The sequence below is a fragment of the Streptomyces sp. Go-475 genome (genome assembly GCF_003330845.1).
Taxonomy (GTDB): Bacteria; Actinomycetota; Actinomycetes; order Streptomycetales; family Streptomycetaceae; genus Streptomyces.
On the sequence record NZ_CP026121.1, the window covers coordinates 6,479,684 to 6,493,737 of the forward strand.

Sequence of the window (14,054 nt, forward strand, 5' to 3'; positions counted from 1 at the left end):
GGACGCGGGGCCGGGCGTACGGCGGGCCCGCTGAGGGCTTGTGGGGACGAGGACGGGCGGCTGCCTCTCGGAACAGAGGCAGCCGCCCGTTCACCGGCCTGTGCCGGCTGGCTCGTCGTCGGACGCGAGGTGTCAGCGCTCTTCTTCGGAGGCGGTCGCGGGAACGGCCGTGAGCCGCTCCGTCTCGTCCTGTATCTCAGCGGCGATCTTCTTGAGTTCCGGCTCGAACTTGCGCCCGTGGTGGGCACAGAAGAGCAGCTCTCCGCCGCTGAGCAGGACGACGCGCAGGTACGCCTGGGCGCCGCAGCGGTCGCAGCGATCAGCGGCCGTCAACTGGCTCGCAGGGGTCAGAACAGTAGTCACGTCGCCTCTTCTCTAGCTCGACGAGCTGTCGTACCAGGGTCAACATCCAACCAGCCCCAAAACGTTCCCGCTCGTGGCTTCTCCTCGAAAAAATCTTTGCGAGGCGGCTGTCTGCTGCCGGTTGGCGGCGAATGTGCCGTATTGCGTGTCTATGTGTCTTACGGGGCTTCGCGTTGTATCGGTGGTCGGTCCTCCCGGCTGGGTTGCCGGTTGTTCATGAGGACGTGCCCGGAGCCTAAATGGTTCATGCCTGGAAGGGAACGTGATGTGTACTTCACTCCATCGAGGTATCGAACATGCATGCGAGTCTGGACTAGTGTGAGTTTCCGACGAGGGTGGCGTTACAGCGGCTCTACCAGGCCTCGGTACCCTCTCACCGGTGACTGAAGTCGCGCCCTTACCCAAGAGGGCCCCATCTGAAATTCAGCGAGGAGCGAACCGCGTGACCGCCGAGACGTCCGTGCCGTCCACAGCTCTGCTGGCAGGAGCAGACCGGGACGGTTCCAACTACACCGCGCGGCACCTGCTCGTCCTCGAGGGGCTCGAGGCCGTGCGGAAGCGCCCGGGCATGTACATCGGGTCGACCGACAGCCGCGGTCTGTCGCACTGCCTCTGGGAGATCATCGACAATTCCGTCGACGAGGCCCTCGGCGGTTACTGCGATCACATCGAGGTCATTCTCCACGACGACGGCTCGGTCGAGGTCCGGGACAACGGCCGGGGCATCCCGGTCGACGTCGAGCCCAAGACCGGCCTCTCCGGCGTCGAGGTCGTCATGACCAAGCTGCACGCCGGCGGCAAGTTCGGCGGCGGCTCGTACGCCGCCTCCGGCGGTCTGCACGGCGTCGGCGCCTCCGTGGTGAACGCCCTGTCCGCCCGCCTCGACGTCGAGGTGGACCGCGGCGGGCACACCCACGCGATCAGCTTCCGGCGCGGCGTCCCCGGCGCCTTCGCCGCGACCGGCCCGGACGCCAAGTTCGAGGCCAAGAGCGGCCTGCGCAAGGCCAAGAAGATCCCCAAGACCCGCACCGGCACGCGCGTGCGCTACTGGGCCGACCGCCAGATCTTCCTCAAGGACGCCAAGCTCTCCCTGGAGACGCTGCACCAGCGCGCCCGCCAGACCGCGTTCCTGGTGCCCGGCCTGACCATCGTCGTGCGCGACGAGTACGGGCTCGGCGAGGGCGGCAGCAAGGGCGAGGAGTCCTTCCGCTTCGATGGCGGGATCAGCGAGTTCTGCGAGTACCTGGCCAGTGACAAGCCGGTCTGCGACGTCCTCCGCTTCTCCGGTCAGGGCACGTTCAGAGAGACCGTCCCGGTCCTGGACGAGCACGGTCAGATGACACCCACCCAGGTCACCCGCGAGCTCGACGTCGACGTCGCGCTGCGGTGGGGCACGGGGTACGACACGACCCTGAGGTCGTTCGTGAACATCATCGCCACCCCCAAGGGCGGCACCCACGTGGCCGGCTTCGAGCAGGCCGTGACCAGCACGATGAACGAGGTGCTGCGGGCCAAGAAGCTCCTGCGCGTCGCCGAGGACGACATCGTCAAGGACGACGCCCTGGAGGGCCTGACCGCGGTCGTCACCGTGCGCCTGGCCGAGCCCCAGTTCGAAGGCCAGACCAAGGAGGTCCTGGGGACCTCGGCGGCCCGCCGCATCGTGAACAACGTGATCAGCAAGGAGCTGAAGGCGTTCCTGACCTCCACGAAGCGGGACGCCGCCCAGCAGGCCCGGGTCGTGATGGAGAAGGCCGTCGCCGCCGCCCGGACGCGCATCGCCGCCCGGCAGCACAAGGACGCGCAGCGCCGCAAGACGGCCCTGGAGTCCTCCTCGCTGCCGGCCAAGCTCGCCGACTGCCGCAGCGACGACGTCGACCGCAGCGAGCTGTTCATCGTCGAGGGCGACTCCGCGCTCGGTACGGCGAAGCTCGCCCGGAACTCCGAGTTCCAGGCGCTGCTGCCGATCCGGGGCAAGATCCTCAACGTCCAGAAGTCGTCCGTGACCGACATGCTGAAGAACGCCGAGTGCGGCGCGATCATCCAGGTCATAGGAGCCGGCTCGGGCCGGACCTTCGACATCGACACGGCCCGCTACGGCAAGATCATCATGATGACCGACGCCGACGTCGACGGCTCGCACATCCGCACCCTGCTGCTGACCCTGTTCCACCGCTACATGCGGCCCATGGTCGAGGCCGGCCGGGTCTTCGCCGCAGTGCCGCCCCTGCACCGGATCGAGATCGTCCAGCCCAAGAAGGGCCAGGACAAGTACGTCTACACGTACTCGGACCGGGAACTGCGCGACAAGCTCATGGAGTTCCAGACCAAGGGCATCCGCTACAAGGACTCGATCCAGCGCTACAAGGGTCTCGGTGAGATGGACGCCGACCAGCTGGCCGAGACGACCATGGACCCGCGCCACCGCACCCTGCGCCGGATCAACCTCTCCGACCTGGAAGCGGCCGAGCAGGTCTTCGATCTGCTGATGGGCAACGACGTCGCTCCGCGCAAGGAGTTCATCTCGAACTCCGCGGCGACGCTGGACCGGTCCCGCATCGACGCGTAGCGGCTGCGCCGGGCGGGCTGGGGCGTCGGTGACTGGTCTCAGCCTGCCACGGTCGGGTGGGGCCGGGGCCACGGCGTGAACTGCGCCGCCTGCCCGTGCTGCCCCGTCTGCCGTCTCGTGGACATCGCCGTGCCGCTCTCGATCAGGAGCGGCACGGCGATGTCCGTGTGAGGCGTTGCCGCTGGGCTGGGCGAGAACGCCGGGGAGTCGGGCGCCGGGGAGTCGCGCCGCCTCCGCCGGCCGTTTCCTCGACGCCCTGGTCTGTCAGCGCCGGAACACGCGTCGGCTTCGGCTGCCCCCGGACCGCGTCTCCACCTCTGGGTGGAGACGCGCCCGTCGGGACTCCACCCATGATCCACCCGGGCTCCGATCCTGTGACCTGGCAATTTCCGTAGCGTCGAAGGCGTCGGCAGCACCCGCTGCCGGCACTCCCTCTTCCTCGCCCACGGAGGCTGTGATGTCCGGGCTCGTCGACGCGTTGGTGATCGTGACCGTGGCCGTCCTGGTGATCGCCCGGCAGTTCCGCGCCGACCGGATAGACGGGGAGCGCCGCTGGTGGCTCCTGCCCGCCATCCTGACCGCTGTCGCGCTGCGCGAGCCGGGCATACTCGATTCCCAGCACCCCACTGCCTCGGCGCTGCTGCTCGGCGCCGAACTGCTCGTCGGCCTGGCCACCGGCGCCGGCTGGGCCTGGACCACCCGCATCTGGTCGGAACCGGACGGCTCCCTCTGGTGCCGGAGCAGCAAGGCGAGCGCCGCCGTCTGGGCCGTCGGCATCGGACTGCGCGCCGGCCTCTTCGCCCTCGGCGCGGCCGCCGGCGTCCACCACGACAGCTCCGCCCTGCTGCTGGGGCTCGCCGGCACCCTGCTCGTCCGGTCCGGAATCCTGGCCTGGCGAGCCCAGTCCCTGCGCGCTGACGCGATACCGAGCCGAGCGTACGGTGACAGCACGACCCGGCCCGCGGGGAAGGAGCGCGTGTGAAGGACACCGTCTGGACACGCTGGCCTTCCCGGGAGGCGCTGGGCCGTGAGGGGCTCTCCCGCTCGCGGTGCCTGCTGGCCTGGACGGTGCGGACCCTGGTCCTCGGCGTGCTGCTGTGGGGCACTCTCGCCGACAGCCGGGTGGGCGGCTGGAAGGCGGTTGCCGGGGCCGGAGGAGTGCTCCTTGCGGCACTGCTCGCCTGGGCGTTCTTCCGGACCACGCTCCAGCACCGGCTGTGGCCGTCGCTGGCGTCGCTCGCGCTGCTCCAAGGCGTCGCCGTCGCGGCGCAGCTGTCGGGGTTCGAGGTGGCGGCCCTCGTCATATGGTGCGGCTGCGCCGTTTCGGCACTGGAGCGGCTGCCACCCGCCATCGCCCTCACCGCGGCGGGTCTGGCACTCGGTTCGTACGGGGCCGTCAATGACAGCGACCCCCTGACGACCGTGGTGACCGGCGTCGGCCTCGCCCTGGCCGGCTACACACTGCGCCTCGACGCCGAAGCGCGTGGCAGCGCCCAGCGGCTGCTCGCCCAGGAGCGGGTCGCGCGGGCGGCCGAGGCGGAGACGGCGGCGCTCGCGGAGCGGGCCCGCATAGCCCGGGAGATCCACGACGTGCTCGCCCACAGCCTCTCGGCCCAGCTCGTGCACCTGGAGGCGGCCCGGCTGCTCATCGAGCGCGGCGGGGAACGGGAGCAGATCCTCGAACGAGTGGTGGCGGCACGGGAGATGGCGCGCGGCGGGCTCGCCGAGACTCGCCAGGCGCTCTCCGCCCTGCGCGGCGAGCTGACCCCGCTGGAGGACTTCCTGAACCAGCTGGTGGGTACGTCCGACGGCGCGGAGATCACCATCACGGGTGAACGCAGGACACTGCCGGCCGAGGCCTCGCAGACCGTGCGCAGAGCAGCCCAGGAGGCTCTGACGAACGCCCGCAAGCACGCCCCGGGCGCCAAGGTGCGCCTTCGGCTCGACTACCGCCCGCATGAAGTGACCCTGGACGTAAGGGACTCGGGCGGCTCGCCGGGCGAGCTGACCGGGACGGGAGCCGGGTACGGTCTGCTCGGCATGCGGGAGCGTGCCGAGCTGCTGGGCGGCTCGCTCGAGGCGGGGCCGGGCGAGGAGGGGTTCGTGGTGACGTTGAAGGTGCCGGTATGACCGAGGAGGCCGAGCGGAAAACCGCTCGGGTGGTGGTCGCGGACGACCAGACGGTGGTGCGGGAGGGCATCGTGATGCTGCTCGGCCTGCTGCCCGGGATCGAGGTCGTCGGGGCCGCAGGAGACGGGGAGGAGGCGGTGCGGCTGGTCGGCGAAGTCGCCCCGGACGTGGTGCTGATGGACCTGCGCATGCCCCGCTGCGACGGCGTGGAAGCGACCCGCAGGATCCGCGCGGAGCACCCCGGGACGCAGGTCGTGGTGCTCACGACGTTCGCCGACGACGACTCGCTGTTCCCGGCGCTGGCCGCGGGGGCACGCGGCTATCTCACCAAGGACGCGGGCGGAGAGGACATCGTGCGGGCGGTGCACAGCGTGCTGTCCGGGGACGCGGGACTCTCGCCGGGCATTCAGAGACGGCTCCTGGAGCGCCTGACGGAGGACGACCACAGACCGGCCGCGCCCCGGGAGGCGCCGGACGGGCTCACCGCGCGGGAGACGGAGGTGCTGGTCCTCATCGCCGAGGGGCTCAGCAACCAGGAGATCGCCCGGAGGCTGCATGTCTCCACCGCGACCGTGAAGACGCACATCAACAACATGTTCACCAAGACGGGGCTCAAGGACCGTGCGCAGGCGGTGCGTTACGCGTATGTGCAGGGGCTGGTGCGGCCACCAGCGGGGTGAGTCACCTGATGGGGTGAAGAGGGAGGGGAAGAAGAGTCGGGGATCTTCCCGTTCTGTCCATCCTTGGGCATGCAGCCAAGCAAGGGCCGTCCCCGCGGAGTCGGGGCTGGTCAGGAGAGTTCGGTCGGGCCTTTCGACCGTCAAGTCCCGGTCCCGGCCGAGGAGGCCGCACAGCTCAGGTACGACGACCCCTGGTACGACGCTCTCGCCTCCGGCTGGGGCGAGTCGGCCTGTGCCGGGGCGCCCGCTCCGGCGGTCGTGCCGTCGGCGCGCGGGGAGGGGAAGGCCGGGGGCGCGGCGGCCGACGTGTACCTGGAGGTGCAGCGCAGCGAGGCCTTCCAGGAGGTCAGGCGGCGATACCGCAGGTTCGTGGTGCCGGCCTTCGCGGCCTTCTTCGCCTGGTACGTGGGCTACGTGGTGGCTGCCACGACCGCACCGGAGCTGATGGCCCGGCCCGTGGCGGGAGCGGTGAACGTGGCGATGCTGGCCGGACTCGGGCAGTTCCTGACCACCTTCCTGCTCACCTGGGCGTATGCGCGGCACGCGCGGCTGCGCCGGGACCGGGCGGCGCTGGAGCTGCGCTGGGACACGCAGGAACTGACGCGTGGCGTGAACGGCGGTGCCTCGTGACAGGTGGACACCAGACGCTCGCGCTCCTGCTGTTCAGCGCGTTCGTCGCGGTCACGCTGGCGATCACGACGTGGGTCAGCCGTCACAGGCGCGGCTCGGCGGAGGAGTTCTACGCGGGCGGGCGGCTCTTCTCACCCATGGAGAATGGTTTTGCCATCGCGGGCGACTACATGTCGGCCGCCTCCTTCCTGGGGGTCACCGGGCTCATCGCCCTGTTCGGTTACGACGGGCTGCTCTACGTCGTCGGCTTCCTCGTGGCGTGGCTGGTGGTGCTGTTCTTCGTCGCGGAACTGGTCCGCAACTGCGGCCGGTTCACCCTCGCCGACGTCGTGGCGGCGCGGATGCGGGAGCGGCCGGTACGGATCGCGGCGGGAACCTCCTCGGTGACCGTGTCCGTTCTGTATCTGGTGGCGCAGATGGTCGGAGCCGGAAGCCTGGTGGCGCTGCTGCTCGGGGGTACGAGCGAGGCGGCACGGGCATGGACGGTCATCGGTGTCGGGGCGCTCATGGTGATCTACGTGTCGTTGGGAGGAATGCGGGCGACCACCTGGATCCAGATCGTCAAGGCCGTCCTGCTGCTCGGCGGCACCATCGCGCTGACGGCGCTCGTCCTGGTGCGCTTCCACGGCGATCTTGACCGGCTGCTGCTCACGGCCGCGGAGCGCAGCGGGCACGGCGAGGCGTTCCTGGCGCCGGGGCTGAAGTACGGAGGGGACTGGACCGCCCGTTTCGACTTCATCAGCCTGGGGCTGGCCCTGGTGCTGGGCACGGCGGGGCTGCCGCACATCCTGTCCCGCTTCTACACCGTGCCCACGGCGCGCGCCGCACGCCGCTCGGTCGTCTGGGCCGTGGGGCTCATCGGCGGCTTCTACCTGATGACGATCGTGCTGGGATTCGGCGCGGCCGCCATCGTGGGGCCGGACGCGGTGCGCGGGTCGAACGCGGCCGGGAACACGGCGGTTCCGTTGCTGGCGCTCGATCTGGGCGGTGGCGCCGGGTCCACGGGGGGAACGGTTCTCTTCGCGATCGTCGCCGCGGTCGCCTTCGCCACGATCCTCGCCGTGGTCGCCGGCATCACGCTCGCATCCTCGGCGTCCGTGGCCCACGACCTCTACGCGTCCCTGCGGCGCCGGGGCGGCAAGCCGCGCAGCGAGGTGGCCGTGGCCCGGGTCGCGGCCGTCGGCGTCGGCGTGGTGGCGATCGCCCTCAGCCTGCTCGCCAGGGACCTCAACGTCGCGTTCCTCGTGGGCCTCGCCTTCGCGGTCGCCGCGTCGGCGAACCTCCCGGTGCTGCTGTACTCCCTGTTCTGGCGCGGTTTCACCACACGTGGCGCCGTGTGGGCCGTCTACGGCGGTCTCATTCCGGCCGTGGTGCTCGTGGTGCTCTCCCCGGTGGTCTCGGGCAGCCCCGACTCGCTGTTCCCGGGCGTCGACCTTCAGTACTTCCCGCTGCAGAACCCGGGTCTGGTCTCGATCCCCCTGGGCTTCCTCGCGGGCTGGCTGGGCACGGTCACCTCGGCGGAGGTCCCGGACGAGGCCCGGCACGCGGAGACCGAGGTGCGGTCGCTGACCGGGGCCGGAGCGGCGTGAGGCACACGCCCCTCCCGCTGGGCGGCGGCTAGGGTGCCACCCACGCGTAGCGGTGCTCCGGCCGGCCAGTGTCGCCGTACCGGAGGGAGAGGCGCAGCCGACCGGACTGTTCCAGACGGCGCAGGTAGCGCTGGGCCGTGGAGCGGCTCAGGCCGGTCTCGGCGGCGACCTCGTGGGCGGAGAGCGGATGGTCCGCGCGGTGCAGGACATGGCAGATCAGTTCCGTGGTGGGCTCCGAGTGACCGCTCGGCAGACCGGGGGACGTCGAGACCGGGGTGGTACGCAGCGCGCTGAAGATCCGGTCCACCTGCTCCTGGGCGGCGACGCCGTGGCCGCTGCCGACCCGCTCGACGGTGCGGCGCAGGGCGGCATAGGAGTCGAGGCGGGAGTGCAGCGCGGCGAAGGTGAAGGGCTTGACCAGGTAGTGCAGGGCACCCAGGCGCATCGCGGCCTGGATGGTCGCCACGTCCCCGGCCGCGGTGATCATGATGACATCGGTGCCGTGGCCCTGGTCCCGCATGCGGTGGACGAGTTCGAGGCCCGTCTCGTCGGGCAGGTAGTGGTCCAGCAGCATCAGATCGATGCCTCCGCGCTGCACCCGCGCCAGCGCCTGGGCAGCGCTATGTGCGCGGGCGGCCACCCGGAAGCCGGGTACCTTACCCACGTACTTGGCGTTGATCTCGGCGACACGGAAGTCGTCGTCCACGACCAGGACGTCAATCATCGGGCCTCTTTCCGTCAAGGCCACGCGGGCGTCGAGCCCGTGTTTCGGCTCCGTTGTTGTAACCCGGGAAAAACGAGCACAACAGGCCCTTGCGAGCAAAAGAACGGTATGCGCTCACAAGACTGATGCCGCATCCGGAACCGGATCTACCGTCCCCGGCCATGAGCGCAGACACCAGCCCCGCCATCGAACTGCGGGGCGCGAGCAAAACGTTCAGGACGCCGTCGGGAGGCCTGCACACGGCCGTCCGGGACCTGGATCTCACGGTCGGCCGGGGGGAGTTCGTCGCGGTTGTCGGTCCCACGGGCTGCGGCAAGTCGACCACGCTGACCCTGGTCAGCGGCCTGGAAGAACCCACCGACGGCGAGGTGCTGGTCGCCGGGGAGCCGGTGCGCGGCGTCGGCGACAAGGTCGGCTTCGTCTTCCAGCAGGACGCCACCTTCCCCTGGCGCACGGTCCTGTCCAACGTGATGGCGGGCCCGCGCTTCAGGGGCGTGCCCAAGGCGGAGGCGAAGCGGAGGGCGAGCGAGTGGCTGGCCCGGGTCGGACTCGCGGCCTTCGAGGACCGTTACCCGCACCAGCTCTCCGGCGGCCAGCGCAAACGCGTCGCACTCGCCGCGACCTTCGTCAACGACCCCGAGATCCTGCTCATGGACGAGCCGTTCTCGGCGCTCGACGTGCAGACCCGGGCGCTGATGTCGGACGAACTGCTCGAACTGTGGGAGGGCACGCGCGCCTCGGTCGTCTTCGTCACCCACGACCTGGAGGAGTCCATCGCGCTGGCCGACAAGGTCGTGGTGATGACCGCCGGACCGGCCACCGTGAAGCAGACCTTCACCATCGACCTGCCCCGGCCGCGAAAGGTCGAGGCGGTGCGCCTGGAGCCGCGTTTCATCGAGATCTACCGCGAGATCTGGGAGTCCCTCGGCGAAGAGGTGCGCATCACCCGCGAGAGGGGTGCCGCCCATGTCGCCTGAGGTGATCAGCACCACGGTCGTGGAGACGGCCCAGGCACCGGACCGCGCCCACTCACGGGCCCGCGCCGCGCGCCGGCGGAAAATCCTCATCAACGTCGTCCGGGTACTGCTGCTGGTCGGTGTCCTCGGACTGTGGGAGGCATTGTCCCGGGCCAAGGTCATCGATCCGTTCAACTTCTCCATGCCCTCCCAGATCTGGGACCAGATCTACACCTGGGTGACGCACGGGACCGCGCTCGGCTCCCTGGGCGAGCAGATCTGGTACACGCTCTACGAGGCGCTGCTCGGCTGGGTCCTCGGTGTGGCCACCGGTGTCGTCCTCGGTATCGCGCTGGGACGGATCACCTTGCTCGCCGATGTTCTTGGTCCATACATCAAGGTGCTCAACTCGATCCCCAGGATCGTCCTCGCGCCGATCTTCGTGATCTGGTTCGGGCTCGGCCCCGCCTCCAAGGTCGCGTCGGCCGTCGTCCTGGTCTTCTTCCCGGTGTTCTTCAACGCCTTCCAGGGCGCACGCGAGGTGGACCGCAACCTCGTCTCCAACGCCCGGATCCTGGGCGCGAGCGACCGCAGGGTGACCCTCCAGGTGGTCATCCCGTCCGCCACCTCATGGATCTTCACCAGCCTCCACGTCAGCTTCGGCTTCGCCCTCATCGGCGCCATCGTCGGCGAGTACATCGGCGCCACCAAGGGCATCGGCCTGCTCGTCGCCCAGTCCCAGGGCACCTTCAACGCGGCCGGGGTGTACGCGGCGATGGTCATCCTCGCCGTCGTCGCGCTCCTCGCCGAAGGGCTGCTCACCTTCGCCGAGCGCCGGATCTTCCGCTGGAAGCCCGCGGATTCCGGGCACTGACGCTCCCCGCACGCCCCCTTCCCGTTCCTCCCCTTCACAAGGACGTGAACCGCCATGCGCAAGACCGCCCGCTACGCCGCCCTGGCCGCCACCGGCCTGCTCGCCCTCTCCTCGCTCACCGCCTGTGCCAACGACGCCGCCGGTACGACGTCGACCGGCTCCGGCAGCACGGGCGACGGCAAGGGCGAGCAGGTGAAGATCATGGTCGGTGGCCTGGACAAGGTCATCTACCTGCCCGCGATGCTCACCCAGAGGCTCGGCTACTTCGACGCCGAGGGGCTCGACGTGCAGTTGCTGTCCGAGCCCGCCGGCGTCCAGGCCGAGACCGCGCTCGTCTCCGGGCAGGTCCAGGGAGCCGTCGGCTTCTACGACCACACCCTCGACCTCCAGACCAAGGGCAAGCACATAGAGTCGGTGGTGCAGTTCTCACGCGCTCCCGGTGAGGTCGAGCTGGTCTCCGACAAGGCGGCGGGCGACATCACCTCGCCCAAGGACTTCAAGGGCAAGAAGCTGGGCATCACCGGGCTCGGATCCTCGACCGACTTCCTCACCAAGTACCTCGCCGTGAAGAACGGCGTGAAGATCAGCGACTTCACGCCCGTCGCGGTGGGCGCCGGGCCGACGTTCATCTCCGCGCTGCAGAAGGGCTCGATCGACGGCGGCATGACGACCGACCCGACCGTGGCCCAGGTCCTCGACAAGAAGGCGGGCAAGATCCTCCTCGACATGCGGACGCCGCAAGGGTCCCAGGAGGCGCTCGGAGGTCCGTATCCGTCGTCGAGTCTGTACATGCAGACGGACTGGGTGAACAGCCACAGGAGCACGGTCCAGAAGCTGGTCAATGCATTCGTCAAGACACTCACGTGGATGTCCACACACAGCGCGTCCCAGATCGCCGACAAGATGCCGGCCGACTACTCGCAGGGCGACAAGGCGCTCTACGCGCAGGCGATCAAGAGCACGCTGCCGATGTTCACCAAGGACGGCGTGATGCCCGCGGGCGGTCCCGAGACGGTCGAGAAGGTGCTCAAGGCGTTCAATCCCAACATCAAGAACGCCAAGATCGACCTTGACCAGACCTACACGACCGAGTTCGCGAAGAAGGCCACGGGCTGACAGCCGAGACCGCCCTGAGCCGGCCGCCTAGGCGCGGGTCGCCCACACGTAACGGTGTTCCGGGCGGCCCGCGTCGCCGTACTTGAGGGTCAGCCGGGCCCGTCCCGTGCGTTCCAGGAGCTTCAGGTACCGCTGGGCCGTCTGGCGGCTCACCCCGGTGCGCTCGGCGATCTCCTGGGCGGACAGGGGGCCGTCGGCGCTCATCAGGGACTGACGGACCAGCTCCGCCGTGGTGGGGGAGTGCCCCTTGGGCAGATCGGGCTCCGACGGTGCCGACAGCGCCCCGAAGATGCGGTCCACCTCGGCCTGCTCGGCCTCTCCACCGCCGTCGAGCGTGCGACGCAGCTCCGCGTAGGCCTCCAGCTTGGCGCGCAGCCCGGCGAAGGCGAACGGCTTGACCAGGTACTGGAGCGCGCCGTGCCGCATCGCCGCCTGCACCGTGGACACGTCCCGCGCCGCGGTCACCATGATCACGTCGGTCTGGTGGCCGCGCCGCCGCATCTCCTGGACGACCGCGAGCCCCGTCTCGTCGGGCAGGTAGTGGTCCATGAGGACCAGGTCCAGCCGGGGCAGCGTCTCCAGCTGGCGCAGCGCGTCAGCGGCGCTGTGCGCCTCGCCCGCGACGTGGAAGCCGGGCACCTTCTCGACGTAGGCGGCATTGACCCGCGCGACCCTCGTGTCGTCGTCCACGACCAGGACCTCGATCATCACGACTCCTCCTCGGCGGCCCGCGGAGCCGACGGCACGCTCAGGGCCGGCTCCGGGCCGGGCTCGGCCAGCGCCTCGGGCAGCACGACGGTGAACTCCGCGCCCCCGCCGTGCGCCCCGCCGACGGTCGCGCTGCCCCCCTGCCGCTCGGCGAGCCTGCGCACCAGGGACAGCCCGATGCCCCGCTCCCGGTGTGCCGGCGGCTTCTTCGTGGACCATCCCTCGTTGAAGACCAACTCCCGGTGCTCCGGCGGGACCCCCGGCCCCGTGTCACGGACGCGGAGCACCACCGTACGTCCCTCGGCGCGGAGTTCGACCTCCACGCGCGCGTGCGGCTTGCCCGCGACGGCGTCCAGGGCGTTGTCCACCAGGTTGCCGACGACGGTGACGAGCCCTTGGGGGTCGATCAGCCGGTCGGGCAGACGGGTCCGGTCCGACACCCACAGGGCGACGCCCCGCTCGGCCGCGACGGTCGCCTTGCCGACCAGCAGGGCGGCGAGCAGCGGGTCCTCGATCCGCTCGGTGACCTGCTCAGCGGTGGCCCGGTGGTCGCCGACCACCTCGCCGACGAACTCCACGGCGTCGTCGTACATCTCCAGTTCGAGCAGCCCCAGCAGGGTGTGCATCCGGTTGGCGTGTTCGTGGTCCTGGGCGCGCAGGGCGTCGATCAGACCCCGGGTGGAGTCGAGTTCGCGCCCCAGCTGCTCCAGTTCGGTGCGGTCGCGCAGGGTGGCCACGGCGCCGCCGTCGTCCGTGGGCATGCGGTTGGCGACGAGCACGCGCTGACCGCGGACGGTCAGCAGGTCCGTGCCGGCGACGCGTCCGGCCAGCACATCGGCCGTACGGCCCGCGCCGAGCGCCTCGTCGGGCGTGAGGCCCACCACGGCGTCCCCAAGGCCGAGCAGACGCTGGGCTTCGTCGTTGACCAGGCGGATGCGGCCGGTGCGGTCCAGGGCGACGACGCCCTCCCGGATGCCGTGCAGCATCGCCTCGCGTTCCGACAGGAGCGCCGCGATGTCCGAGAAGGCGAGGTCCCTGGTCTGCCGGTGGACGCGCCGGGAGATGAGCCAGGCCGCCAGCGCGCCGACGGCCAGGGCGCCTCCGGCGTACGCGAGCAGCCCCGGGATGGCGTGGATCAGCCGGGCCCGGACGCTGTCGTAGGCGATGCCGACCGAGACGGCGCCGACGACGGTGCCGTCGCTGTCGCGCAGCGGCACCTTGCCCCGGGCGGAGCGGCCGAGGGTGCCGCTGTCGATCTCCATGACCTCGTGGCCGGCCAGGGCCTGGCCGGGGTCGGTCGAGACGATGCCGCCGATCTGTTTCGGGTCGGTGTGCGACCAGCGCACCCCGCGCCAGTCCATCACGACGATGTACTCGGCCTTGGTGGCCTTACGGATCCGCTCCGCCTCCTTCTGCACCGGACCGTCCGGCGAGGGCGGCGTGTCCCTCAGGTCCTTCACGAGGTCCGGCTGCTGCGCGGTCGTCTGCGCGATCGCGAGCGCGCGGCGCATCGCCTGGTCGTCGAGCTGGTCGCTGAGGGGCGCGAGGAACAACCCGGTCGCGAGGACCGCGACTCCCGCGGCGATCGCCACCTGCATCAGCAGCACCTGCGAGAACATACGCCGCGGCAGACCGAGGCGCAGGCGGCGTGCGGGGGGAGTGGGGCTCATACCCAAGAAGGTACGTGCGGCTGCCTGGCTGCCGTAACGGGTGTGGCG

The 14,054-nt window shown here is 70.3% G+C and carries 13 protein-coding genes; 9 read left to right on the forward strand and 4 right to left on the reverse strand.

Going from position 1 to position 14,054, the window contains the following annotated elements; translation table 11 throughout:
* Nucleotides 1–132: 132 nt before the first annotated feature.
* A complete protein-coding gene (locus tag C1703_RS29800; RefSeq protein WP_031116896.1) occupies nucleotides 133–363 on the reverse strand; it encodes a hypothetical protein in 231 nt (76 codons plus the stop codon).
* A gap of 442 nt (nucleotides 364–805) precedes the next feature.
* Between C1703_RS29800 and C1703_RS29805 the strand changes: the two genes are divergently transcribed.
* The 6 genes from C1703_RS29805 (at nucleotide 806) to C1703_RS29830 (ending at nucleotide 7,958) form a co-directional block, all read left to right on the forward strand.
* A complete protein-coding gene (locus C1703_RS29805; protein WP_114255720.1) occupies nucleotides 806–2,929 on the forward strand; it encodes a DNA topoisomerase IV subunit B in 2,124 nt (707 codons plus the stop codon).
* Between the two features lie 457 nt (nucleotides 2,930–3,386).
* The gene (locus C1703_RS29810) at nucleotides 3,387–3,911 is read left to right on the forward strand and encodes a DUF1453 domain-containing protein (RefSeq protein WP_114255721.1); all 525 of its coding nucleotides are present in this window, start codon (nucleotides 3,387–3,389) and stop codon (nucleotides 3,909–3,911) included.
* The gene (locus tag C1703_RS29815; RefSeq protein ID WP_114255722.1) at nucleotides 3,908–5,059 is read left to right on the forward strand and encodes a histidine kinase; all 1,152 of its coding nucleotides are present in this window, start codon (nucleotides 3,908–3,910) and stop codon (nucleotides 5,057–5,059) included. Before C1703_RS29810 ends, C1703_RS29815 begins: the two co-directional genes overlap by 4 nt.
* The gene (locus C1703_RS29820) at nucleotides 5,056–5,739 is read left to right on the forward strand and encodes a response regulator transcription factor (RefSeq protein ID WP_114255723.1); all 684 of its coding nucleotides are present in this window, start codon (nucleotides 5,056–5,058) and stop codon (nucleotides 5,737–5,739) included. The genes C1703_RS29815 and C1703_RS29820 overlap by 4 nt, the downstream gene beginning before the upstream one ends.
* A 69-nt stretch (nucleotides 5,740–5,808) precedes the next feature.
* Nucleotides 5,809–6,369, forward strand: coding sequence for a DUF485 domain-containing protein (locus C1703_RS29825; RefSeq protein WP_114255724.1), 561 nt, complete (start codon nucleotides 5,809–5,811; stop codon nucleotides 6,367–6,369).
* Nucleotides 6,366–7,958, forward strand: coding sequence for a cation acetate symporter (locus C1703_RS29830; protein WP_114255725.1), 1,593 nt, complete (start codon nucleotides 6,366–6,368; stop codon nucleotides 7,956–7,958). Before C1703_RS29825 ends, C1703_RS29830 begins: the two co-directional genes overlap by 4 nt.
* Before the next feature lie 28 nt (nucleotides 7,959–7,986).
* On the opposite strand, the gene C1703_RS29835 is transcribed toward C1703_RS29830, so the two are convergent.
* Complete coding sequence (locus tag C1703_RS29835) at nucleotides 7,987–8,682, reverse strand: response regulator (RefSeq protein ID WP_114255726.1); 696 nt, start codon at nucleotides 8,680–8,682, stop codon at nucleotides 7,987–7,989.
* Nucleotides 8,683–8,843: 161 nt separating this feature from the next.
* Here C1703_RS29835 and C1703_RS29840 point away from each other — a divergent pair, with 161 nt between their 5' ends.
* The 3 genes from C1703_RS29840 to C1703_RS29850 are packed head-to-tail and all read left to right on the forward strand — an operon-like array spanning nucleotide 8,844 to nucleotide 11,628.
* Complete coding sequence (locus C1703_RS29840; protein WP_114255727.1) at nucleotides 8,844–9,659, forward strand: ABC transporter ATP-binding protein; 816 nt, start codon at nucleotides 8,844–8,846, stop codon at nucleotides 9,657–9,659.
* Nucleotides 9,649–10,512: an ABC transporter permease gene (locus C1703_RS29845; protein ID WP_114255728.1), complete on the forward strand. Its 864-nt coding sequence runs from the start codon at nucleotides 9,649–9,651 to the stop codon at nucleotides 10,510–10,512. The genes C1703_RS29840 and C1703_RS29845 overlap by 11 nt, the downstream gene beginning before the upstream one ends.
* Before the next feature lie 54 nt (nucleotides 10,513–10,566).
* A complete protein-coding gene (locus tag C1703_RS29850; protein WP_114255729.1) occupies nucleotides 10,567–11,628 on the forward strand; it encodes an ABC transporter substrate-binding protein in 1,062 nt (353 codons plus the stop codon).
* A 27-nt stretch (nucleotides 11,629–11,655) separates the two neighbouring features.
* Here the strand turns inward: C1703_RS29850 and C1703_RS29855 are convergent, their stop codons facing one another.
* Nucleotides 11,656–12,336: a response regulator gene (locus C1703_RS29855; RefSeq protein WP_114255730.1), complete on the reverse strand. Its 681-nt coding sequence runs from the start codon at nucleotides 12,334–12,336 to the stop codon at nucleotides 11,656–11,658.
* Nucleotides 12,336–14,006, reverse strand: coding sequence for a sensor histidine kinase (locus tag C1703_RS29860; RefSeq protein WP_114255731.1), 1,671 nt, complete (start codon nucleotides 14,004–14,006; stop codon nucleotides 12,336–12,338). The genes C1703_RS29855 and C1703_RS29860 overlap by 1 nt, the downstream gene beginning before the upstream one ends.
* Nucleotides 14,007–14,054: the final 48 nt, after the last annotated feature.

What these genes read in the sequence shown, in the direction of transcription:
- C1703_RS29810 (WP_114255721.1), top strand. Translation starts at nt 3,387, where the DNA reads ATGTCCGGGCTCGTCGACGCGTTGGTGATCGTGACCGTGGCCGTCCTG.
- C1703_RS29820 (WP_114255723.1), top strand. Translation starts at nt 5,056, where the DNA reads ATGACCGAGGAGGCCGAGCGGAAAACCGCTCGGGTGGTGGTCGCGGAC.
- C1703_RS29825 (WP_114255724.1), top strand. Translation starts at nt 5,809, where the DNA reads ATGCAGCCAAGCAAGGGCCGTCCCCGCGGAGTCGGGGCTGGTCAGGAG.
- C1703_RS29835 (WP_114255726.1), bottom strand. Translation starts at nt 8,682, where the DNA reads ATGATTGACGTCCTGGTCGTGGACGACGACTTCCGTGTCGCCGAGATC.
- C1703_RS29840 (WP_114255727.1), top strand. Translation starts at nt 8,844, where the DNA reads ATGAGCGCAGACACCAGCCCCGCCATCGAACTGCGGGGCGCGAGCAAA.
- C1703_RS29845 (WP_114255728.1), top strand. Translation starts at nt 9,649, where the DNA reads ATGTCGCCTGAGGTGATCAGCACCACGGTCGTGGAGACGGCCCAGGCA.
- C1703_RS29850 (WP_114255729.1), top strand. Translation starts at nt 10,567, where the DNA reads ATGCGCAAGACCGCCCGCTACGCCGCCCTGGCCGCCACCGGCCTGCTC.
- C1703_RS29855 (WP_114255730.1), bottom strand. Translation starts at nt 12,336, where the DNA reads ATGATCGAGGTCCTGGTCGTGGACGACGACACGAGGGTCGCGCGGGTC.
- C1703_RS29860 (WP_114255731.1), bottom strand. Translation starts at nt 14,006, where the DNA reads ATGAGCCCCACTCCCCCCGCACGCCGCCTGCGCCTCGGTCTGCCGCGG.